The following is a 22,977-nucleotide window of genomic DNA, read 5'->3' on the forward strand; positions in this document are numbered from 1 at the left end:
CGCAAGCCACCATCGACTGGCGCTTCTCCGTGACCGATGCCCGTGAAAAACTCAAGCGGCTTTATCCATCTCATTCATCGTGATGAACTACTAGGCCGAACGTGTGCGATCTTATTTCCACCACCCCAAAGCTCGCTACGCTGCAGCTATTTAAGGGCCTGGTTAATAATATTAATCAGGCCCGTAAATACCCTCCTGGTATTTCGGGCCGCCGCCCAGGCCCGGTACACGCCGGGCCTGGGCTCACGCGGCTTGTCGCCGCGCCGGGGGATCCCTGCCCCGGATTAACCCGGCCTATATTTATAGGCCGGGTTAATAACTCATTTATTCTTTCCGCGTATATGCAAGCTGTGATGCGACAAATGTCACGGATCAATGAATCAGCGGCTCGGATGTCGCCGAACCCATTTTGGCGAAGCAAGCCAGCCGACTCGCCAACAGCACTCGCTCAGGCAATAGCACCGCTGCCACTTTGAGTTTGGGCAGTTGCCGGCTGGTTGCGCGCAACGTTTTCCGGAATACCATCGACGCCTCCACGGGCAGGACGAAAAAATGTCGCGCCGTCGTGGTGTCAGAAAATTTTACACGTGGCGGGCTGGCTGGCGGGGCGTCGTTTACCATTAAAGCTTTATATATCAAAAAGATAAGATTTTATATTTAAGTTCCGGTCCTTGACGGGATTGGTGCGGGTGATCTGAATGGCTCATAACATTTACGGAAAAAATCAAACAGTTTTAAAGAGTTCGCGAAAAAACAATTGTTTAGAACCTGGCACAACAATTGTTTAGTTTCAAAAGCGCTGCAGTGACGTTTTGAAAATGTGCTAGTCATCGTCGACACGGTCGGCACGAAGCTCGCCGCAAGGACGGTGCAAGGCGTTGGGAGTAAATCCACACCTTTGCAAAGGGATTGTGGAATACCGCGTTGGACCTCGGTCCGACCATGATTTTCTTAACTCACGACAAATCGCATCGGATCGTTATTACGGGATCGGATGGCGGTTCTTTTTTGGACGGCAACCGACACGGAGGATGTATGCAACTCGCAAGTTCAGGCTTGACTGGTGGATTGATTCTGTACGGGCTTGGCGGTATGGCTTTCACCGCCCTGTTTCTCTATCTACTACGTAAGCCGGCAGTGCAAGTGAAACTGATCGACTGCCCGACGAGCCGCAAGCGCCATGAAGGTTCCATACCTCTCACGGGCGGCCCGGCGATCTTCATCAGCCTGATTGTCTGTTATCTGCTGTGGCGTTCGGAGGTGCTGATAGTTGCCATGGGCTTGGTGCTGATGGTCGGTCTGATCGACGATCTCCGTCAGTTGTCTCCGCGTATTCGGCTCGTTGCCCAAACTTTGGTCGCTTTGATGATGGTGCTGTGGGGCGGGCAGGTGGTGGACGATCTCGGCGATCTGTTCGGATTTGGCATCTTGCATCTGGGAATCCTGGCGATACCGTTCACCGTTCTCTGCGTCGTCGGACTCATCAATGCCTTCAACATGGCCGACGGGGTGGACGGTTTGGCAGCAGGTCTCGCGGCGGCGGCCATGCTCTGGCTGTTCATCGCGGCCCGCATCGCCGGCACCATAATTCCTCCGCATTTGCCGATCCTGCTGGCCGCGGTCGTCGGCTTCATGTTCATCAATGCGCGGCATCCCTTGAACCCGAGGGCAGCGGCTTTCTTGGGCGATTCCGGCAGTATGCTGTTGGGGGTGGGGCTGGCCTGGTTCGCCATTGTGCTGACCCAAGGCCCGAACAGGGCCTTGCCGTCGGCTTCCGTATTATGGATTTTGGGTCTGCCGGTCATCGACACGCTACGGGTAACGATCAGGCGGCTCTACAATCGGCAAAGTCCCTTCGAAGCCGGTCGCGACCATTTCCACCATATCCTGCTGGACTTGGGGCTCTCTCCCGGCCAGACATCCTGGCTAGTGGTCGCTGTTAGTAGCGTGCTTGGCGGAATCGGTGTGCTGGCCCCCCATTTCGGAGTGCCGGAGCCCGTCTTGACCTATGGCTTTCTGGTCATGGCCGCCTGCTTCTGGGTTTTCACGCCCGCGCCTCACGGGGAACAGGCCCGCGCGCTCGGCAATCAGTTACACCGCCCCGAGACCAGAGGGAACGACGGAGGTCTGCAACCGAGGCCGACAGCCTTACCCTCAAACCCGAATGACTACGTCCCTAAGGAAGGCGGTAAGGCGGCTTGGCCCAAACTCAGACCCTTTCATGAGCGCTATCCCAAGCCCAAAGATGAAGTGGCGGGAGTGGAACAGGAAATGGATCGAAAAAGGCTCTGCCCCTTGCCGATGAGACGGGAAGTGGAAGAGCCTCTTTCAGCGGTAGTAAATCGGGATATTTAACATGAGCGTTCGCCGCAACACACTGCTCAATCTCGTCGGGCGGCTTGCACCCATCGTCGTAACCTTGCTGACGGTGCCGCCGTACCTCCGGTTGATTGGTGAGGAGCGTTATGGGGTGCTAACAATCTGTTGGATGCTGCTCGGTTACTTCGGGCTATTTGATCTGGGACTGGGTCAGGCCACGGCACAGCGGATGGCATCCCTGCGGAACGCTTCGGACGAGGAAAGGGAAAGTTTGTTATGGACAGCCTTGCTGCTCAGCGGCGGCCTCGGCTTGCTCGCTGGACTCGTGTTCTGGCTCGTGGGTCAATTGTTGCTGACCCATTTTATTCCAAGCGGCGGATCGCTGCGCGCCGAAACGCTGTCGGCCCTGCCATGGCTCGCGGCATGCCTGCCCATCAGCTTTGTCTCTTCACCTCTGAGCGGTGCTTTGGCGGGGAGGGAACGATTTGTCGCGCTGAACTCGACAGCGGTCGTCGGAATCTTTCTTGGACAAATCTTGCCATTGACGGTGGCTTGGCTGGGAAATCCCGAACTGGTCTGGTTAATCCCGGCGGTACTCATGGCGCGTCTCGTCACGACCCTGATGCTGCTACGGCGATGCCGGCACCACGTTCCACTGGGGCGTAGACCAAGTATCAAAACCGCATGGATGCGGCCGCTATTCAGTTACGGGGGATGGATCGCCCTCAATGCGGCGATCGGCTCTTTGCTCGCAGGGATAGAGCGGGGCGTCATCGCGGCGATTTCCGGGGCCAAAGCCGTCACCCTATACACCGTGCCCTATAGTCTGGCGATTCGACTCAATACGATCCCCTTAAGCTTGATGAGCGCGGTCTTTCCGCGCTTCGCGGCGGAGTCCGATGCTCAACAGACCCAACTCAAGAGGCAGGCGTTACGCGCGATCGCGGCGGTCATGACGCCGCTCATCGCGGCGGGCCTATTCGGCATGGAGCCGTTTCTCGCACTCTGGATCGATCCGGACTTCGCCGCTCGGGCGGCTCGCTCGGGTGAAATATTGCTCCTTGGAATTTGGGTCAATGCGTTTGCTCAGGTCCCGTGGTTCCTGCTCCAGGCAAGAGGCCGTCCGGACCTGGTCACAAAGCTTTATCTCCTACAGCTTCTCCCGTATTTGGGCTTGTTATACGGCAGTTTAGTGCTCTGGGAAGCGATGGGCGCCGCGCTCGCCTGGTCGGTGCGTGCGGCAGTGGACGCCTTAATGCTATTCGCGGCCGCCAAGTCGACATGGGATGAGCTTCGTCCGATCCTGAAATCGGGCGTTTGGATAACGTTGGCGGCAAGTACGGTGTTTCTTTTACAGCCCGGAAATGCGAGCCGCTGGACGAGTGCAGCAGTATTGCTATTGTTCATCGCACTCTGGTCCTGGCGGATGGCGCCCACAAGCATGAAGCATCTGCTCCCAATGCATCGCTTCCAACGTCGTAAAACACAAATGCAGCAGGTATGACACTGATGGCTTGCACGATCATGAATCACCACGAAGAAATGGATGCACTGGAGCAACGCTGGCCGAAGGATGGGCTGGAGTCGGTGCAGGCTTGCCCGGTCTGTGGCGAGACGCGGCGCGAAACCCTGTACGAAAGGCTGACCGACCGGGTGTTTTTCTGCGCGCCGGGCGAGTGGACGCTGCATCGTTGCCTAGGTTGCCGTTCGGCCTATCTGGATCCGCGCCCCACCCCCGATACGATCGCACTCGCCTATCGGCATTATTTCACTCATGAATCTCCACAGACGAAGGCTGCCGTTAAGCCGAAAAATGGCCTTGCCGGGTTGAAGGACCGTCTCAGGAATGGCTATTTGAATCATCGCTACAACCTGACGCTGCAGCCCGCCTCTCCTCTGTGGCGCTTGGCTGCTCCCTGGTTTTCGATCCGGCGCACTGGCATCGACCGGTGGCTGCGCAACTTTGCAGCACCTTACCCTGGAGCACGGCTACTAGACGTGGGTTGCGGCAATGGCACTTTCCTGCGGCTGGCTTCACGCATGGGGTGGGAAGTGCATGGTTTGGAGCCCGATCCATCAGCCGCGGCGGCGGCCCGCTCGGCGGGACTCCAGGTGCAGGAGGGGCATTTGCCGGACACCCACCTGCCAAGCGACTATTTCGATGCGGTTATTCTCAGCCACGTTATCGAACATCTCCATGACCCGATTCGCTCGCTACAGGAGGTGTACCGTATCCTCGCGCCGGGCGGCAAGCTCTATGCTTGCACTCCCAACCTTGAGAGTCCGTTACATAGGCGCTTTACGCGTCATTGGAGGGGACTTGAACCCCCTCGGCATTTGGTGCTCTTCAATTTGAGATCGCTGGTATCGGTATGCCGAAGGAGCGGATTCAACCCAGTTGCGGCGCATGGCGGGTCGGGATCGGCAGCATGGATTACGACCGCTAGCCGAAACATCGAATGTGGTGCGGCTCCATGGGAAAGCGCTTCCAAGCTGGCTCTGGTCGATCGATTGCGCGCCTTAGGTTTGGAGTTGGGGGCGACTTTCCGCCCGGACTGGGGTGAGGAATTAGGGGTGATCGCCACGAAAACGCCCATGTAAAGGAATGACAACACATCCTTATCGACGAGAGGTATTTATGCCCATCTCCATCGCCATGGCCACTTATAACGGCGAACGGTTCATTCGCGAGCAGCTCGACAGTCTGGCCCGCCAAACCCAACTGCCACATGAGTTGGTGGTAACGGACGACGGCTCTACGGACCGTACTCTGGAAATATTGGTATCTTTCGCAAAAACCGCGCCCTTTGAGGTTCGAATATACCGCAACGAACGAACCATCGGCTACGGCGATAACTTCCTCAAGGCGGCGAGCCTATGCGAGGGAGACTGGGTTGCCTTCTGCGACCAGGATGATATCTGGAAAGAAAACAAGCTGGAGGTTATTTCTAGGAAAATGGCACCGGACGTATTGCTGATTGTGCATTCGGCCGATTTAGTCGACGCCGATCTTTCACCCACGGGCCATCGGCTACCCGATATCAAGAAGGACTGCGTTCAAGAGGCTCTCGCGAGCCATCCCATGAAAATATTTCCCGGCTGTTGCATGGTTTTTCAAACGGCGCTTCTGAGTCTGGCCGATAGAGAGAGGCGACCGGCTTATAGTGGAGAAAATGCCGATAAGCTGACACACGATTGGTGGGTTTATATTGTTGCAAATGTACTTGGAAACATCGGGTATATAGGCCAGTCTTTGATGCTCTATAGACGACACCAATGGACAGTCAGCGGTCCCGTTAGATTAAGCATGATCGAGAGAGTGCGGCAAAGCAATAAAATCAGAAGCAGAGAATATTGTCTTATCGCTGAGACAGCGACTAATATCGCGCGCTACCTGGAAATGTTGAGCCAACAAAGAAACCTCAATGATAGGAAGTTTGCCATTGCGGCGGATCTCTATCGGAGGCATGCATACTATTTGAGAGAACGGTCAAAGTTATATGAGTTAGGCAACTCACTAAAAAGACTCGGACGAGTCGCATACACTGCCAGAAAGGGTGCGTATCGGCCTCCACGATTTGGCGGACTTGGTTTACATGCCCTTTTTAAAGATATTTTTTATTTGCTTATCCTAAATAACAGTTTGTCAAAGATAGGATTTCTAAGTTTGCATAATGCTAAGCTCATGTGGTTCAAGCTATTAGGTAGCTGACGGGGTTTTGATGGTGAAAGGCGTCGCTGCGCTCACTTTCATGTTGAGCCGAGTTCATTTAAACGTTGAAGTGTGAGGTACTGGAATGTACTACGAGATAATCTGGGACGAAACAAAAATAAAGAAATTCTGGAATTATGAAGGATCCAAGCCTGAGGCGAGCCAAGTATATTTTGGCGCCATGTTTGGCGACGCAGTCCTTAAATATGCTACTGGACGTGTTCCGTTAAATGGCGTCGTTTTGGATTGTGGATGTGGACCAGGGTATTTTTCGGAGAAGCTCTTAGCCAGGCACGCCACAGTAGTTGCGGTAGAGGGGTCTGAGGAGTCTGTGAACATGGTCAAGCAACGACTGGGCGGGCAAAGGAACCTTGTTGATGTAAGACAAGGAGATGTGACCCGCTTACCATGTGAGGATCAATTTGCCGATGCAGTATTCTTATTGGAAGTACTTGAGCACCTAGATAATTCTGCGCGAATGCAAGCACTTTCGGAAATTTTTAGAGTTTTGAAACCTTGTGGAAAGCTACTGGTCAGCGTTCCCTATGATGAGGACTTGGTTCGTGGAAAGGTTGCTTGTCCAGCCTGCGGATGCGTTTTTCATCGCGTACAGCATCAAGCTAGTTTCAATAAGGAAAGTTTGGAGGCACAGCTCAGTGATTCAGGTTTCTGCGTAGAAGAGATTCGTGCACTGAATTGGTCGGATCTGCTTGGTAATCCTCTAATTCGTGGTTTAAGGAAAATGCGGCGATTACTGCGGCGAGAAAATCGCTTTCCGCACTTGGTTGCGGTAGCAAGACGGCCGAATAATTAAATAGCGATTGAGGTTCACTGATTAGATGTGTGGTATCGCTGGTATCTGGAACTCGCGTTCGCCTGAACTCACGAAGATTGCGGTTGAACGCATGAACTCTGCGTTGGCTCATCGGGGGCCAGACGGCGAAGGCATTTGGGAAGACTGTAACGAGCGTCTGGTCTTGGGGCATCGGAGATTGGCGGTCATCGATCTTTCTGAGCGCGGCAAACAACCAATGGCATCTCCCGATGGCCGCGTAATCGTGACGTACAATGGAGAGGTATACAATCACCGAGAGTTGCGTGAGGAACTTGAGAAAGAAGGGGTGCGTTTTTCAAGTACCAGTGACACGGAAACGATTGCTGCAGCGATAGCTAACTGGGGTATTGAAAAGTCGCTACCGCGTTTCGTGGGTATGTTCGCTTTTGCGGCCTGGTTTCCCTGCGAAAAAATGCTTTATCTGGTGCGCGACCGGTTCGGTGTAAAACCACTATATTACGGTCTACATCCGGAATATGGGTTTGTCTTCGGTTCAGAATTAAGGGCGTTTGAGGCTATAGAATTTACATCAGATGTGAACTCCATCGCTCTGAATGAGTATCTAAAATATGGGTATATCGCGGCTCCGCGTTCTATTTATCAGGACATTTGGAAGCTACAGCCTGGTACATGTCTGCGTGTTCAAAAAGACAAGAATGGCCAGCCAAATGTGTTCTCGGTGTGGCGATATTGGGCGTTGTCTGAAACAGTACAACCGTCTTATCGAAAAGATTTTTCAGCGGTTATCGATGAGTTTCGATCATATTTAACTGAGAGTATCCGTTTGCGTCTGATCTCGGACGTGCCACTGGGGGCGTTTCTATCAGGCGGCGTGGATTCCTCGTTGGTGGTCGCGATAATGCGGACTGTCGGATCGGGAGTTGTACGGACTTTCACGATCGGCTTTTCTGAACCTGGCTGGCCGGATGAATCTGGACGCGCGGAGGAAATCGCTCGAAGGCTGGAAACTGAGCACACCACCTGGGTTCCCTCTGCTGAGGAGTTGCGGAGTGTAGCCGAAAAGTTGCCGGAGATCATCGACGAGCCGTTGGCGGATTCCTCTTTGATTCCCACTTATTTGGTAAGCAGTCTAGCGCGTCGCCATGTCACCGTGAGCCTATCCGGGGATGGCGGAGATGAGGGGTTTCTGGGGTATGACCGTTACGGAGCCAGCGGTGCTTTGAAGCGTTATGGTTGGCTGCGCTGGGCTGCGCCGCGAGAAATGCGCGCCCTGATAAGGTGGTTTGGGCGCAATTCCTCACACGGCGCAAGCGTACGCCTGTCCAGAGGGTTCAGGTTTCTCGAATCTCTGAATGATGCTGAGAGTTTCTATGACTGGGCGATCGGTGCTCTACCCTATGCCCATCTATTGCGTCCGGAAGTGCGTTGTGATCTGCGAGCTACGGCATTCAGTCGAGTTGAGTCTGAGCAAGTGAACATTGCCAGTATCAACCGTCGCGATTTTTCGCGGTATCTTCCCGATGACATTTTGGCCAAAGTTGATCGCGCTACCATGGCCGTGGGCTTGGAGGCACGCGAACCCTTACTCGATCACCGCCTGATCGAGGCGGCGCTGCAGCTATCTCAGGAGTTCCGCTATCCGCGCGGTGGGCCTAGCAAGAGGCTACTTCGGACTCTTTTGGGAGATTACCTTCCGTCACATCTCGTAGAAGGACCAAAACGGGGATTCGCTGCGCCGATTCACGCTTGGCTCGCCGGGCCACTTGCGGACTGGGCAAAAAATATGGCGAGTCACAGAGATGAATTACTTGATTCCGGAGCGGCAGATAACTTGTGGCTTCGGTGGGTAAATGGGCAGCGAAGCATGGGTGACGCGGAGTTATTGTGGCGCATTCTGCTACTTCGAGCTTGGTGCAATAGCCGTCCACGTCCAGTTCAAGCCAGTGGATGTACATTCGAGCGGCGACGCATGCCGGTGGTATAAGGATACAGGTATGTGAGAATCTCGAACATTAGAAAGAATTCCCTTTCGCAAGCTCGAAAGAGTTTTCTCATACTTTCCAGGTGATGGCGGAGCGGGAGGCGGATCGGCAGAGGGCCGGGCGGGTCGAGATCAACGATGCCTATTTGGGCGGCGAGCGGCCGGGTAAACGCGGGCTTGGCTCCGAAAACAAGCTGGCCTTCGTCATGGCGGGGCAAACCGCGGACGATGGGCGTCCCTTGTTCCTGCGCGTTGATCCCCTGCCGTTCACGCAGAAGGCCACCAAGGATTGGGCCCAACGTGCCCTGGCGCCGTCGACCTACGCGCTCACTGATCGCCTGAGTGGGCTTCGGAGTCTGAGCCAGGTCGTCGCGTGCCATCATCGCCTGATCCTGGGCTCTGGGCGGCAGTCGGCGCAACATCCCGAATTTCATTGGGTGAATACGATGCTGAGCAATCTGAAGACAGCCATTGCGGGTACCTATCACGCGTTCAAAGTCGAGAAATACGCCAAGCGGTATCTGGCCGAGTTCCAATACCGATTCAATCGGCGGTTCGATTTCAAAACCCTGCTTCCGCGACTGGCTCGCGCGGCGGTGTTCGCTAAGCCTCGACTTCATGCAAAGATCCGGCGTGTATTGGATCTGCATTGAGTCAGATATCGGGTATTCCATTTCGTGCTTGGATATAAATAGAGGATATAGAAGGATCTGTGTATGACAGCTAAGGTCGCTTTCTGTGCTGTTCCCCATTACGGGGGTATCTATAGCGTTTATCGGCGGCTGAGGGACGCCGTCGTGGAGTATGGCTGGGATGTGCGTTCAGTACAGGTCGCTGGTGAGGAGCAAAACTGGTATGGCTCCGAGAGCGCTCCACCTAGCCGGGAGCACACGACGATCCCGGTCGATGGATTGGACGTGAAGCGCGCGGTACGCGCATTTACCTCATGGGTCGAACGGGAAGGCATTGATATTGTGATGCCCATGTCGTCGAAAATCGCCATGGCCGCTCTGCCTCATCTGCCCCCCGAAACGGCTGTCGTAACGCGTTGCATCGAAATCACGCCGATTGGCTACCGGTACGCGACGGTACACCTGCCGAGGATAGACCGAGTCGTTGTTACGTCGCCGCGTCAACGCAGAGATTTGATCCGAATGTATCGCGTGCCCGAAGAACTGATCCGCCATGTGCCGAACGCGGTCGATGCACAGCGCTTTACCAGCCGCACCGATGCCCACTACCAAGCATCCGTGCTTCGTCTGGTCGTACTGGACCGAATCGATGAGCGGCAGAAGCGTGTTTTTATGCTTCCCGGCATTCTTCGCCGCCTCGGCGAGGTAAATATCCCCTATCAGCTCACCGTAATCGGCAATGGCCCCGATTTTGAGGCTCTCCGGTGCAAACTCCTCCCGTGGATCGATGACGGGCGCGTACGGCTGTTGGGTGCCGTACCGAGCGACGAAGTGCCGGAGTTCCTGATGCAGGCGGATATATTGGTGAAGACGTCTCCCGCCGAAGGCTTCCCATCGTCGCTGATCGAAGCGATGGCCGCGGAGGTGGTGCCGGTCGTTTCGAGAGTGGCCGGAGTAACCGACTGGATCGTGCAGCAAGGCAAAACGGGAATTCTTTGTCCGATCAACGATGAAAGTGCTTTCGCGGCTGCTTGTCTAAAACTCTTTCGGGAGCCGGATTCCAGGCGGCGTATGGCTACGGCGGCACGACAAGATGTCCAGCGGCGCTTCGGGATAGATCAGTTTGGGCGGAAGTGGGCGGACGTTTTCTCGGAAACGCTTGCCGCTCGCCCAGCTGCGCGTGTTGTCCGGCCGTGGCACGAATTTCGTGAGCCCAATCTGAAGGGCAATGTTTGCCGCCGACTGCTGTTGAGACCGATCCCACGGTATTGGAAAGACCAGGCTCGCGCCGTTCTGGAACGCTGGCGAGCGCGCATTGAAACAAAGTATGGCTAGTGTGCCCGGGTGATCCGTATTTTCAGGCATCGCAAGACGTAACTGCGGCATCGGCAAAGGCTATTCATTTGGAAGGCGTGTGGCAATAAGCACAGATTCAGCCAGAGTATTGTTCATGCTCGAGGGGTGGGCCCAAGGCGGCACGGAGGCCTATGTGTCCAGCTTGGCCCACTGGTTGCGGCGCAACGCCCCGGTGGAGCTGGGCTTGTGTCTGCTGAACCCTGGTAAGTTTCAGAAAGGCGCTAAGTTGCCTGGTTGGGCGAGCCAGACATGGCGATTCGGAGAAGACCGTGGTCAAGGCTGGGCTAGTCTGCGACGCGCGATACGTTCCTTTCGGCCCGATGTCGTTCACACTCACCTTTACAGCAGCCTATTGCCGGCTGCCTTGGTCGCTCGGTCCGCTGGATCGGCTCGTGTGGTCACAACCTTGCACATGCCCCTTTACCCCTGGCATTGGCGTTATCGCTTGGCTTGGCGCGCGGCGATCCGGGCGAGTCACGCGATAGTCGGGGTCTCGCACGATGTGCTTGCGTCCATCGGTGCTCGGGAGGACCGGGACCGGTTTTGGGTCGTCCCGTCGCCGCTGGCCGCCGACTTGCGATCGGCAACGGTTATGAGTCCCCGAACAGGGGCCGACAGGGCATTTACCGTCTGTGGCGTAGGGCGTTTGTCTCGGGAAAAGGACTGGCCCACGCTCATCGAGGCATTTGCCGCGTTCCGAGCACGAGCGGGGGGCGCAAGCCGCTTGGTGATTTACGGAGAGGGGCAGGAGCGCCCTGCGCTCCACGCCCTGGTCCGGCGACTGGGCATTGGGTCTGCGGTCGATCTTCCCGGAGCGCTGAATCGGATCGAGCTTCCGGGACGACTGGCGGAGGCAGACGTGTTCGTGCTGCCGTCGCGCTTCGAGGGTTTCGGGATCGCCGCGATCGAAGCCATGGCCTTGGGGATTCCCACCATCGCGGCCGATTACGGCGCATCCCTGGATTACATCGAGCATGGCGTTACCGGCCATCGGTTTCCGGTCGGAAACGTGCAGGTTTTGGCGGAAGTCCTCGCGTGGCATCGCCGGGAGCGGGAGGCATCACGGATCATGGGCGAGCGAGGCCGGGAGTTCGTGCGGAAGGCTTTCAGCGAGGAGAACACCTTGGCCCAATATCCGAGCATCTATGGTGTCCGGCATCGGCTTCCTGTCTTGTTGGAAGGAGTGCGGCAGTCCGGGCAGATAGACGAGGCCGGTTCATAAAAAGACCAAGAGTAAAATCTCGGTCGTCTCGCCTGCCATCATCCGCCGAACCCCCTGTCGATCTCGATGAAAAATCTTCACTCCGCTTCCCGCCAGCCCAGACGATAGGGCGCGCACTTCTCGCGAGCGCCTCGGTAAGAAAGGGAATCGTGGCTGTAGGCTTCATCGCCAGAGACCCAACCCATCCGCGTTTGGGCGGGGTGGGGCAGTATTCGGGCTCGATTCATCCGATCGGACATCGTGCCAGTTCAGCTACGGCCCGTTTCGTTCAGTTTCGGGTTTTCGTTAACAAAACAAGTTATATAGCCCCTTTACGGCCCAAATTGCGCGGAAATATCTGAAGGGCGGGGCGCACTCGCCGGCCTGGAGAACCGACGGCGGATTCGGAAATGGCGACGCCGTCACGACGTCGAAAAATTTTACGTTTCGTGGGCCTGGCGGTCGTGGAGTGTTATTCATGCGAATCACTCCATAGATCAATACCTTACAATCGATGTGGCAAGGCTTGGTTGTTAACCGGACTTGGAGATGGGGTTCCGCGAACGGATAAGGAGCTCCGGATGTTTCATAACACTTACAGAAACGAACTGATCGAACTTCGAGCATATCTTTAAAAACAAACAGTTAGATCATGGCACGAAGATTGTTTCAATTTTGGTAAGGTTGAGAGGATGTGTAAGAAAGCGCTCTGAGTTGGAACCGGCGTTCGGCCTCATCCCGCTATATAAGGAGATAGACGTTGCGAGTTTTGGGAAAACACTATTGGTGGCCAATATCGGCGCAGGCCTGCCCAATCAATGGCCTGCCGGCGCCCTCTGAATCCAGGTCCGGCCGCTACGGAGGGTCGAGAAGGAAACTCTTCAAGCTAGGGATGAAAGCGGCCATACCCCAATCTCCGTTTTTGGCACGCGCCCGTAACTTCACGATTCTGCGTAAATCTTCCGTTTTTGAAGATAAACCCACATGCGCGTGATATTCGTCGATCGTGCCGGGGCGCAGTCGATCTGGGGCCTGATGGCCGCGATTGCGAAACGTCTGCTGCGAGAGGGGCACCAGCCGGTGTTTTGCCTATTCGACGATGGACGCTCGTCGTATATCCAATCGGTACCCGACGGCGTAGAACGGGCAGTGATTCCGGTGCCACGGAAGCAGTTTCTGTGGGATTTGTACACCCAGCACCAGGTATTCGGACGGGCGTTCCGGGATCTTCTGCGCCGGATCAGGCCGGATGTGGTGCATACCAATTTCTGCGTGCCGGGCATTGCAGCCCGTTGGATCTCGGTACATGAGAATGTGCCGGCAGTGGTATCCACTCAGCACGAGCTGTACGGGTCCATGTATCCGCACTACCGATGGGGCTTGCGTCTGACGGAGCGTTGCGCCGACGCGGTGGTGTACGTGTCTCAGACGGCCGCAAAGTCTTTTGGCCGTCAAGGTTTGCTGAACGACATCGGGAAAACGCGGCAACGGGTCATTCCGAACGGCGTGGACGTGGGAGTGATCCGGGAGGTGAGCTCCGCGGCGGATCGGAGAACGCCCGGCAAATTGGTCTGCGTCGCGCGGATGGTACGGTTAAAGGGGCAGGAGACTTTGATACGCGCCCTACAGCAGGTGATCGCCGTGCATCCGCAGGCTCATTTGACATTGGTCGGCACGGGACCGGACAAATCGTGGCTGCGGAGACTCGTTCGCAACTTGCGCTTGCTGGATCACGTGCGTTTCGCAGGCTGGCTGTCTCGGGAAGACACTCTGCGCGAGATGGCGACGGCGCAGGCCGTGGTAGTGCCCAGCACCCAGGAAGGATTCGGGCTGGTACTCGTCGAGGCAATGCTGTGCGGGACACCGGTCGTGGCCAGCGATATTCCGGTATTTCGGGAGGTCGCCGATGGCGGGAGCGGCGCGGTCTCGTGGTTTCCGCCAGGCAATGCAGAAGCTCTTGCGCGCGAGTTGATCAGCGTTCTGGACAGGCAAGCCGGGCCGGAGATTTATACCGTACCCGAAAGGCCTGATATCGAGAGGCGTTATTCCCTAGAGCGCATGTCGACGGCCTACGTCGAGTTGTACGCCGACCTACTTCGACAGAAACCGGTGCAGAAAGGCTAGGCGTACAGTATTTGCCCCAGTTCTATTATTGGCGTCACAGGAATAGACGTTCGCAACCTTACTACGTTTTTCCGATATATAAGGAAAATTACCGTGCCGAATCAGAACGACGCAAAAGTATCCATTGCCATGGCTACCTTCAACGGTAGCCGATACTTACCGGAACAGCTTGATAGTTTCGCTAAGCAAACGCTGCTGCCTTTCGAACTCGTCGTTTGCGACGACGATTCCACGGACGGAACACTTGAGATTCTTACCGAGTTCTCGAAGACTTCGCCCTTTGAGGTCAGAATATATCGCAACGAACAGCGGCTCGGGCCCTATAAGAATTTTTTGAAAGCGGCTACTTTGTGTCGGGGCGACTGGATTGCCTACTCCGATCAAGACGATTATTGGGTGGATAAAAAAATCGAAAAAATCGTTGACACAATCGCTGAGTGGCCGGATTCAAATCAGATTGTCCATGTGTCGCGTATCGTCGATGAAAACCTCCGGGTCAAAGGCAACGCACGATGGCCGAAAGTCGGCAAACTAACGGCTCGGGAGCCTTTTACAGGTCCATGTATTTCCTTTATGCAGATTTCCGGCCACGCGAGCGTATTCAAAGTCTGGTTGATTCGGGAAGTGCATGAGCGGGCTTGCTGCTCGGCGAAAAACTTCGAGGTTTGTGACAGGGTAGCTAATGATGCCTGGATTGATTTGTTGGCTCGCACTTTTGGAAACGTCATTTACATTCCCGACGCCCTGGTCCTTCACCGGCGTCACCACAACACACTTAGTGGCTCGGGCATGGATACCGGTTTTGGAGCTAGTGTAAGAACCGCTTTCAGGACAGGGTCGGCGTGGTACAGAGGACATGCCGAGAACGTAAAAGGCTATGTGGAGTTTCTCCAGCATTTGGCGGGCGATGAAAGCTTTTCGCAACGGGAGCAAGCTGCCAAGGGTAAGTGGTATTACGAGAAAGTAGGACGGCTCCTACGGCTGCGCGCCGATATTTATGACAGAGACTTTGGCGGTCGGGTATCGGCGTTGATTCAGTTGATATTGATGAATGCTTATCCAACTGGCCGACTTGGTTACGGGCTCGGCGCACGAGCCTTCGCAAAAGATCTAGTGTGCACTTTGTTCGGGTCTCGTCAGAGATGGAGTGGAAATGTCGATAAACGAAGCAAAAGCTGCCGCGTTGGGTGAATGGCCCAGCGATGGACTGGAGTATGTCAACGTTTGTCCGATTTGCCAGGATAGGGAACGTAGCGTCCTTTACGAAGAAATGGAAGATACGCTCTTCTTCTGTGCTCCGGGAAAATGGACATTATACGAGTGTACTTCATGCGGAACGGCCTATCTTGACCCAAGGCCGACTCCTGAAACGATCGGATCGGCCTATTCGAGTTACTACACTCATGGAGACCGACAACCGACCGTACTGCCGCGAGCAACGACAATACGGAAAAGCTTGTCTGCGATACTAAAGAACAGCTATCTCCATTCCCGATACGGGGTTTCGCTATCGGAAAACCCTAAGCTACCAAAGTGGTTATTCAGAACACTTTATTTCGGGCTGCCAATTCGATCGACGTTCGATCGATTCGTGCGTCATCTTCAACCAGGCGATAAGGACTCGAAAGTATTGGATGTGGGGTGTGGAAACGGTTATTTCCTCCAGATTGCGAAATTGATCGGCCGGCACGTAACGGGTATCGATGTGGATTCAGCTGCGGTCGAGAATGCCAAGAAACTAGGGGTAGACGCCTTTGAAGGCAGCCTCTACCGCATGCCGTTCGAGAACGACTCTTTCGACGTCGTTACTATGAACCACGTGATCGAGCACCTGCATGACCCGCTCGCCGCGCTGGGCGAGATTCGGCGTATTCTGAAACCTGGCGGCATGCTGTGGATCGGCACCCCAAACTTGAACAGCGCAGCGCATTCTGACGCTGGTTCCAAGTGGATCGGTCTTGACCCTCCACGTCATTTAGTCCTGTTCAATCATGATTCTTTAATGCTGGCATTCAAGCGTGCGGGCTTTCCCGATCCTGTTCGGCGAGGAGTAGCTTGGACCGACCGCGGAGATTGGGAGTTGGTCGTAACGGCCCAAAAGCCTGCTAATTCCTGTTGACCGAGAAATGCTTTTCCCTGCTCTCGTCGCGGCACGGCTTCGAAGTCGTGTGTGCCGTATCAATTGGTTTTCTTCAGGAGATGTATCGGGAGTCTGAGCAAATGCCGGAGCACATCAGTCTCGAATTGGGAGAAAAGGAAAGCCTGTTGCGGCGTGGTTTGTATCGGGCCTTGGCCGATGCAACGGTAGGCGAGAGCGGGACCGGGCGGCTCAAAGTGCTGGATGTCGGATGCGGGCGAGGTGAATTGCTGGCGCTTCTGAACGATCGGGGGTATGAGGCCGTCGGGGTGGATGTGGAACCCGCGTGTGTCGAGGCCGCTTCCGCCTATGGCCGGTGTCTGCAGGGCACGGTTGAGGACCTGCCGGGCTTGTTCGATCCCGGCACGTTCGACGTCGTGGTTTGCTCCCATGTGCTGGAGCATCAGGACGCCCCGGCCGAAGCCCTCAGGCGTATGGCCGTCCTCCGGGCCAAAAGGTACGTCTTTGCCGTTCCCAATCTGCTCCGGGGAATCCGCATGACCCGTGCCTTAGCCGGCTCGCGCACTCCCGATCATCCCGCGCACCTTTACGGCTGGGGTAGAGCCGAATTCGGCGCCTTGCTGGCGCACTGCGGATACGCCGTCACTTCGGAATACCCCGATCGGGTGACCATCAATCCGATGTCCGGGCGGTTAGGGTCTTTGTTCTCGGGCATTCTGGAGCCATTGGAAGTCCGCTGGCTGCCGCGGTTTTTTCCGTTGCTGTCGTCTTCGATCATCGTGGGCTGCCGGTTTCTAGGCGCCCAGTCAGATTTCACACAGGGAGCGTCCTCATGAGCGAACCGAAGGTTAGTGTTTTCATCACCGTGTACAACGAAGCAGAACTGGTCGGCCGCGCCGTGCGCAGCTTGCTGAGCCAAACCTTGAGGAATATCGAGGTGTTGGTGGTGGATGACGGCTCCGATGACGGCACGGCGAAAGCAGTTGCGAATATTCACGATTCCCGCTTGCGCCTGATCCGGCGTACCAGAATGGGGCGTGCAGCCGCCCTGGCCTATGCTTGCACCCAAGCCCGAGGATGCTACCTGGCCAACCTGGATGCGGACGACACCGCCTATCCGCAGCGGCTGGAGCGACAGGCGGCTTTTCTCGATGCGCATCCCCATCATGCCTGGGTGGGCTGCGCCGAAGATCGTGAAGATAGCCAGCGCAACGAGGTATTCTCGCGGATCTATCCGCTGGACGATGTCGATATCCGGCGGATGGCGGCAAAGTGCATTCCGTATTGCCACAGTGCGGTGATGTTCCGGCGTTCGCTGCTCGATGAAGGCCTCAATTATGATCCGGACCAATCTTTCCTGATCGATTTCGAGTTCTTTCTGCGCGTGGCGGCGCGGCACAAGGTCGCCAATGTTCCGGATCCGCTGGTAAAGCGTTACGTCCGCAACGAGAGCTATTTTCAAAGCCGTTTCGGCACGGCCCGGCAGAACCGGCGGCTGGCGCTGCTGTGCGCTCGGGCCGTTAGCGCATTTCGGCTGCCGCCGCATTACTATGTTTATCCCGCAGCACGTTTGATCTATCCCTGGTTGCCCAACGTCTTCAAGCGCCGCGTACGCAGCGGACAGGGCTTGATCGAGTCCTACGAGTAGCGGCCATGGCGGTTCTGCTGATCATCGCGGCGGTTCTGTTGCTGCCGTTGTTCCAGTGGATTGCCCGCCACCAGGTGCGGGGTCTCTATCTTGCCATCTTCGCAACCTCGGTTTTGAAAACGCCGTATCTCCCAGTGGTTCGGGAGAAGTTCGCCGCCACCGAGTTGCTGATGCTGCTGACCTGGGCGGCGCTGCTGGTGGGTTCGAATCGCTGGCGGCGCGCCCGCGTGCGGCTGGTTCGTCCGCAACAAATATCGGTGTCGATCTGCGGCGCCTTCATCGGTTGGATTTACTTGTCGTTTTGGATCAACAACCTCTTATCTCCGGGCTACTTTTTCGGTAGCCTGGTGGAAACCGCCAACTTTTTGTACGGCTTTCTGATCTTTTGTACGGTACTGATGTTGGTGGACGATCGCGAAAAGTGGTACGGCTGTCTTTACGCCTGGCTAGCCGGCGCGGCGCTGGCGAGCTTCGTCGGCGTCTGGGCGCTGATCGGCGGGGCTCCGAGTTGGGCGTACGAGGATACCACCCACCGTATTTCCTCCACTTTGCGCAACGAAAACCAGGTGCCGTCCTTCCTACTGCCGGTGCTGGTGGCCGCCATCTTTTTGGCGGTACGGCGTCGTCAGGACTTCCTGCGCACCTTGCTGGTCACGGTGCTGGTTGTCGGCATGCTGGCGACCTCCATCGGCACTGGTAGCCGCACGGCTCTGGGTATGATCGTGCTGACGTTCCCGTGCGTGTACCTCTTGGGCGTACGGGAAGCGCCGGCCGGTGCCTTCAATCGTCCCTTGCTCGGAACGATAGCCCTCATGCTGACCGGGATTGCGTTTTTCTACGTGTCCCTGGCGCTGGCAATGTATGACGGACACTATAGTCTCGTACGAACACCCCCCTGGCAGCGTCCGGTAGTGACGCTTTACGAATGGACACAGGGACACAGGGTGCTCGATGCAACGCGCGAGGGACAGTTGGAGGCCGTTTCGGAAAACTACAAGGACTATTTAGTGCTGGGCGCCGGCCCCAAAATGTTCGGTGCGCGAGAGGGCGTGTCCGAGATACACAACACTTATGCCAGCATACTGGTGGAGGCCGGCTTGCCAGGGCTGCTGCTATTCATTTCCTGGCTCGGCCATGTACTCCTGGTGGGCTGGTCGTCCGGCCAACGTTGCCGCGATCCTTTCTGGCGCCTGATGGTGCTCAGCCTGGTCATCGGCATGGGTACCCTGCTGATCTATAACGCGACCATGTTCGGGCTGCGGCAGCGCAATGTATGGATCATCGCCGGACTGCTCATGGCGGTGCCGCGACTGCAACGGGTCGAGGTTCGGCGCCCGGCATTCGCGACCGCGGCACGACCTCCGGGAACTTCTCCATTGACAATGCGAGGTGTACCGTGACGAGCGCGTCCGCCGCGACGCGCTGGCTGTTCGTGGAGAGCTACCCGCATGTAATGGCCGGCCAGCAGCGTACGCTGTGTTCTCTGCTGGAACGCTGTCCTGAGCTCGGCATCCGGCCGATCGTGGCTGTGACCGGCGAGGGGACCTTTGCCGAAGAGATGCGCCGACGTGGCTTGGACTTCGAGATGTACGCTTATCCCGAGATGCTCGGTCGATATGGCGGCGCGGTGTACCGGAACCGCGGCTTGAGCCGGTTGCGACTTTACGCCCAGTGGGTCGGCTACCTGTGGAACATCCGGCGCCGACTGCGCGGCGCAGAACTCGCCGGGGTGTATTGCAACGACATGCGGGGGCTGTTGACCGTAGGACTGGCGGCTCGTTCATTGGGTTTGCCGGTAGCGCTGTGGGACAAGCTTGACAAGCCGCACGGCTGGCTCGATTGGTTGCAGTTGCCGCTGGTCCGGGCCAATCCGGTCATCTCGAAGGCCGTGACCGTCAAGTATCCTGCCTGGCAGCGGCGGTATTGGGCCGACCGCATCCGGGTGGTGCCGAATGGCGTAGACCTTTCCCGGTTCGATACCGTGAAGGCGGATCGCGGGCGTTTGCCCGGCGCTCCCGGCGATGTGCGACTCGGCATAGTCGGCTCGATCACTGAACGCAAGGGTCAGGACCGCGTGCTGGCGGTATTCGAGCGAGCACTGGCCACGCATCCGGAACTGCGGCTGTTCATCGTGGGCGAGACGACGGGCAGTGCCGAGGACGCCGCGTACCAGGCCTCGCTGCCGCTGCGCGACCACCCGCGGGTGCATTTCCTGGGGCAACGGACGGACGTGCCCGCCATCATGAAGTCGCTCGACCTACTGCTGGTGCCGTCGCGGCATGAGGGCATGGGGCAAGTTACTGTCGAGGCGATGGCGGCCGGATTGCCGGTGATCGGCGCCCGAGCCGGCGGCATTCCCGAGGTCGTGGTGGACGGCGTAACGGGTTTGTTGTTCGAAGGCGATTCCGCGGAGGATCTCCTGCGCTGCATTCGGCTGCTGGCGGGCGATGCGGGCTTGAGACGGAAAATGGGGCAGGCGGGCCGCGCGCGGGTGGAGGCCCATTATGATCGCGCGACTCAGCACCGCAAGATTCTCGAACTTTGCCTGGCAATGGCGAAACGCCGGGAGGTGGGGCATGGATGACCGCGACTTCCATGATTTCGGAGAACCCGGAAGATTTCCGCGACGGCGGCATCCGGATCGCCCGTCTTCAACGGTCACCGCTCGTCGCCGGCGGTTCAGACGGTCACGTTCGATTCGAATCTGCTTGCAGGCGATCTAGCAAGTAAATGACCCATTCTCGCCGCACAACGGCGGTGAAAAACGCTCCCACTTTCTGCTTTGCACCGTCGCGCCGCTCCGCCGGCCGCCGACGCGCCAAACCGCGCCTGCGGCAGGTCTCCGGCCAACGGTCGCGGGTATATTCGTAGGTCGACAATCTCTCGCCGACCTGCTTCGGGTGCTGGGCCGGCCCTGATACGGGCGGCGGCCTGTCACCGGTTCGACAGCTGGGCTGAAAGACCACTTCCCCTCGCGAAAAACCGTTTCCGTTCCGTTCGGCTCGCCCGAAGCGCGGCGGTTGTCTCGCAGCCTGTCAACCGCGCCGCCGCCGTTCAACCGAGAAACGACGCTGGATTGCAACGCCCTCCATCCCCCGAATTGTAGATCGAGGATCTCTTTCCGACGGTGTTGTCGGCAAGGAGTTGCCGACCCGCAACGGCCTCGAATCTTACACCCCCAAGTTCCGCAGTTAGTCGCGTAACTGATTGATTTGTCGATGGCGAGACAACTAAAAATGACACTACACGCCGGTTTCAGGGCTTGGGGATGTCCAGCGCGGCGAACAAGTCGAGTTGGTCCTGGGTGGTTTTGGTGATGCCGGTATAGGTATGGCCTCCGATGGTGGTACGGTGCTGTTGAATACGACGCAGGCGTTCGAGCGCGGTCTTCGGACTCACGGTACAGCCGTGCGCCTTCAGGCGCATCCGCATGACCCGGTAGAGCACCAGGGCGAGAAAACAGATGAGCGCATGGGCGCGGATACGATCCGGCAGGCGGTGGTAGACCGGCGCAATTTCCAGGTCGCTTTTGAGTACGCGGAATCCCCGCTCGATATCGGCAAGGTTCTTGTAGCGCGCCACGATCTCATCGGCCGTGAAATCCTCGATGCTGGTCAGCAGCACGAGCTTGCCGTCGCAACGCTCGGCCCGGTCGATGGCTTCTTCGTCGAGGCTGTAACTAAAGCGGTCGGCGTGGTAATCGGCTTGGATGAAGCGGATCAGCTCCGCTTCCGCCACGGCTCGCTGAAAGCGGCTGTAGGCCCCGCGATCGGTGGCGCGACGGCCCCGCTCGCTGAGCTCTTCGTCCTGGGCATCGAGCTTTTTGACCAACGTTTCGGCAAAAGCGAGGAGCGTCTGAATGCGCTCTCGCCGCTTGGCCGATTGCTCGGCGGCGCGCACCGGATCGTGGGCGACGACCAGACGCTGGCCTGCAAAGCGGCTTTCGGCCAGGCCGTCATCGAAGGACATGTTTTCCAGGGTGCCGCCCAGCTCGGCATAACGCCGAGCCGGCACGGCCAGGATAAATTCGAGCGTGCGGCCTGTGGCTTCCGCCAGCCGGGTCAGCTCAGTCACATTATCCAGGCTCAACAGGCCCCGGTCGGCCACCAAAATCACCCGTTCCACCGCAAAGCGCGCCAGCACTGGGTCCACCATGGCCTTGAGCGTCTTGGTTTCGGCCATGTTGCCGGCGTGTACCGTGTGCATCAGCGGCAACCCGTCAGCGCTTTGCACCACGCCGAGGACAAACTGGCGGGCGATGCCGCCCGTCTCCTTGTTCAGGCCAAAGGCACGCACGTCTCCAGGAACACGTCCCTCCCCATGAATGCGAACCGTCGTCAGATCGTAGAACACCACCGACAACTGCTGGTCGAGCATCGGTCGCAACTGCTTGGCGATACAGGCTTCCACCGCCTCGGCCCGGTCCATCAGGGCATCCAGGGTCCGCAGCAACTGGTCATGGGTGACCGATTCGGGCATGCCCGGAATCGTCACCGTCTCCAGCCATTGCAGGCAGCCGAGTTTGGAGTCCGGCGCGCACAACCGGTTGAACACCATTGCCCGAACCAGCGCCCCGGCGTCAAAGCTGCGCCGCGAGGAGCGCAGCGCCCGTTTGACGGCTTGCCCGAATCCGAGGCTTTGCCACAGCTCATGCAGGGCGTACACATCGCCAAAAGCCCGTGCCATTTCGTATTCCACCGGCACCGCCGGATTTTCCGCACGACCCAGCGCGCGGTTCAGGCCGTTGATCAGCGGATCGAGGTCCTTGGCTTCGAGTTTGTCCAGGCGCCCAAGATTGGCAATCACCCGCTGTCGCACTGAGCCCGTTTCCGTGCGGAAGGACTCGACGAGTTGCAGATAGCTGCGACCGCCAGATCGGGTGATACGTGTATACATGTGCCTACGCTAACACGCATCGGGGTTAAATCAAAGTTAATTTGTAGGTCGGCGTGACACTACAGAGATGCGCAAAAAATCGCTACCGGAGTGACGCTAAGCGATTGATCTTCCAAAGCGCCCAAGGGCGCTACCCCACAAATCCGGCTAGTGAACTGCGGAACTTGGGTACACCACGTCGGAAAAGGGCCGCGGTGTCGGAAAACTTTACAGC

General features: G+C 57.2%; 15 protein-coding genes and 2 pseudogenes. 16 read left to right on the forward strand and 1 reads right to left on the reverse strand.

The features are described 5' to 3' along the window. The first annotated feature begins 1,035 nt into the window (after window positions 1-1,035). The 16 genes and pseudogenes from JOD69_RS22620 to JOD69_RS22695 all read left to right on the forward strand — a co-directional run bounded on the left by JOD69_RS22620 (window position 1,036) and on the right by JOD69_RS22695 (window position 20,451). On the forward strand, window positions 1,036-2,355 hold the full coding sequence (locus JOD69_RS22620; protein WP_168183722.1) for an MraY family glycosyltransferase: 1,320 nt from the start codon (window positions 1,036-1,038) through the stop codon (window positions 2,353-2,355). Between the two features lies 1 nt (window position 2,356). Further along, window positions 2,357-3,823, forward strand: coding sequence for an oligosaccharide flippase family protein (locus tag JOD69_RS22625; RefSeq protein ID WP_086133224.1), 1,467 nt, complete (start codon window positions 2,357-2,359; stop codon window positions 3,821-3,823). A 5-nt stretch (window positions 3,824-3,828) separates the two neighbouring features. Further along, window positions 3,829-4,920, forward strand: a complete 1,092-nt coding sequence (locus JOD69_RS22630; RefSeq protein WP_168183723.1) for a class I SAM-dependent methyltransferase — start codon at window positions 3,829-3,831, stop codon at window positions 4,918-4,920. A gap of 37 nt (window positions 4,921-4,957) precedes the next feature. Then, the gene (locus tag JOD69_RS22635) at window positions 4,958-6,031 is read left to right on the forward strand and encodes a glycosyltransferase family 2 protein (protein ID WP_168183724.1); all 1,074 of its coding nucleotides are present in this window, start codon (window positions 4,958-4,960) and stop codon (window positions 6,029-6,031) included. A gap of 85 nt (window positions 6,032-6,116) precedes the next feature. Next, the gene (locus JOD69_RS22640; protein WP_086133226.1) at window positions 6,117-6,845 is read left to right on the forward strand and encodes a class I SAM-dependent methyltransferase; all 729 of its coding nucleotides are present in this window, start codon (window positions 6,117-6,119) and stop codon (window positions 6,843-6,845) included. Between the two features lie 25 nt (window positions 6,846-6,870). Then, window positions 6,871-8,811 carry an asparagine synthase (glutamine-hydrolyzing) gene (gene asnB, locus JOD69_RS22645; protein ID WP_086133227.1) on the forward strand — a complete coding sequence of 647 codons (1,941 nt, stop codon included), beginning with the start codon at window positions 6,871-6,873 and terminating at the stop codon, window positions 8,809-8,811. Between the two features lie 77 nt (window positions 8,812-8,888). Next, a pseudogene (locus tag JOD69_RS22650) lies at window positions 8,889-9,461 on the forward strand (IS1595 family transposase); the annotation flags it as partial. A gap of 63 nt (window positions 9,462-9,524) precedes the next feature. Beyond that, window positions 9,525-10,775, forward strand: coding sequence for a glycosyltransferase family 4 protein (locus JOD69_RS22655; protein WP_086133228.1), 1,251 nt, complete (start codon window positions 9,525-9,527; stop codon window positions 10,773-10,775). A gap of 115 nt (window positions 10,776-10,890) precedes the next feature. After that, complete coding sequence (locus JOD69_RS22660; RefSeq protein ID WP_086133229.1) at window positions 10,891-12,018, forward strand: glycosyltransferase family 4 protein; 1,128 nt, start codon at window positions 10,891-10,893, stop codon at window positions 12,016-12,018. A 963-nt stretch (window positions 12,019-12,981) separates the two neighbouring features. After that, window positions 12,982-14,121 (forward strand): glycosyltransferase family 4 protein, encoded by a 1,140-nt coding sequence (locus tag JOD69_RS22665; RefSeq protein ID WP_086133230.1) that lies wholly within the window; start codon window positions 12,982-12,984, stop codon window positions 14,119-14,121. A gap of 93 nt (window positions 14,122-14,214) precedes the next feature. Continuing rightward, complete coding sequence (locus tag JOD69_RS22670) at window positions 14,215-15,312, forward strand: glycosyltransferase (protein ID WP_210024320.1); 1,098 nt, start codon at window positions 14,215-14,217, stop codon at window positions 15,310-15,312. Further along, window positions 15,275-16,240: a class I SAM-dependent methyltransferase gene (locus tag JOD69_RS22675; protein WP_086133232.1), complete on the forward strand. Its 966-nt coding sequence runs from the start codon at window positions 15,275-15,277 to the stop codon at window positions 16,238-16,240. Before JOD69_RS22670 ends, JOD69_RS22675 begins: the two co-directional genes overlap by 38 nt. A gap of 47 nt (window positions 16,241-16,287) precedes the next feature. Then, window positions 16,288-17,055: a class I SAM-dependent methyltransferase gene (locus JOD69_RS22680; RefSeq protein ID WP_139840993.1), complete on the forward strand. Its 768-nt coding sequence runs from the start codon at window positions 16,288-16,290 to the stop codon at window positions 17,053-17,055. Beyond that, a complete protein-coding gene (locus JOD69_RS22685) occupies window positions 17,052-17,867 on the forward strand; it encodes a glycosyltransferase family 2 protein (RefSeq protein WP_086133234.1) in 816 nt (271 codons plus the stop codon). Before JOD69_RS22680 ends, JOD69_RS22685 begins: the two co-directional genes overlap by 4 nt. Before the next feature lie 5 nt (window positions 17,868-17,872). After that, window positions 17,873-19,267, forward strand: coding sequence for an O-antigen ligase family protein (locus JOD69_RS22690; RefSeq protein ID WP_168183727.1), 1,395 nt, complete (start codon window positions 17,873-17,875; stop codon window positions 19,265-19,267). Further along, on the forward strand, window positions 19,264-20,451 hold the full coding sequence (locus JOD69_RS22695; RefSeq protein WP_168183728.1) for a glycosyltransferase family 4 protein: 1,188 nt from the start codon (window positions 19,264-19,266) through the stop codon (window positions 20,449-20,451). The genes JOD69_RS22690 and JOD69_RS22695 overlap by 4 nt, the downstream gene beginning before the upstream one ends. Before the next feature lie 671 nt (window positions 20,452-21,122). Here the strand turns inward: JOD69_RS22695 and JOD69_RS22700 are convergent. Beyond that, window positions 21,123-22,783: pseudogene (locus tag JOD69_RS22700) on the reverse strand (IS1634 family transposase). Between the last annotated feature and the right edge of the window lie 194 nt (window positions 22,784-22,977).

Origin of the sequence: Methylocaldum sp. RMAD-M, from assembly GCF_017832375.1 — a bacterium.
In the GTDB taxonomy this organism is placed as follows: domain Bacteria; phylum Pseudomonadota; class Gammaproteobacteria; order Methylococcales; family Methylococcaceae; genus Methylocaldum.

Bases quoted from the DNA above. Each gene is read 5' to 3' on its own strand.
- JOD69_RS22620 (WP_168183722.1), top strand. From the start codon at position 1,036: ATGCAACTCGCAAGTTCAGGCTTGACTGGTGGATTGATTCTGTACGGG.
- JOD69_RS22690 (WP_168183727.1), top strand. From the start codon at position 17,873: ATGGCGGTTCTGCTGATCATCGCGGCGGTTCTGTTGCTGCCGTTGTTC.
- JOD69_RS22675 (WP_086133232.1), top strand. From the start codon at position 15,275: ATGTCGATAAACGAAGCAAAAGCTGCCGCGTTGGGTGAATGGCCCAGC.
- JOD69_RS22660 (WP_086133229.1), top strand. From the start codon at position 10,891: ATGCTCGAGGGGTGGGCCCAAGGCGGCACGGAGGCCTATGTGTCCAGC.
- JOD69_RS22685 (WP_086133234.1), top strand. From the start codon at position 17,052: ATGAGCGAACCGAAGGTTAGTGTTTTCATCACCGTGTACAACGAAGCA.
- JOD69_RS22655 (WP_086133228.1), top strand. From the start codon at position 9,525: ATGACAGCTAAGGTCGCTTTCTGTGCTGTTCCCCATTACGGGGGTATC.
- asnB (WP_086133227.1), top strand. From the start codon at position 6,871: ATGTGTGGTATCGCTGGTATCTGGAACTCGCGTTCGCCTGAACTCACG.
- JOD69_RS22640 (WP_086133226.1), top strand. From the start codon at position 6,117: ATGTACTACGAGATAATCTGGGACGAAACAAAAATAAAGAAATTCTGG.
- JOD69_RS22665 (WP_086133230.1), top strand. From the start codon at position 12,982: ATGCGCGTGATATTCGTCGATCGTGCCGGGGCGCAGTCGATCTGGGGC.
- JOD69_RS22635 (WP_168183724.1), top strand. From the start codon at position 4,958: ATGCCCATCTCCATCGCCATGGCCACTTATAACGGCGAACGGTTCATT.
- JOD69_RS22630 (WP_168183723.1), top strand. From the start codon at position 3,829: ATGGCTTGCACGATCATGAATCACCACGAAGAAATGGATGCACTGGAG.
- JOD69_RS22625 (WP_086133224.1), top strand. From the start codon at position 2,357: ATGAGCGTTCGCCGCAACACACTGCTCAATCTCGTCGGGCGGCTTGCA.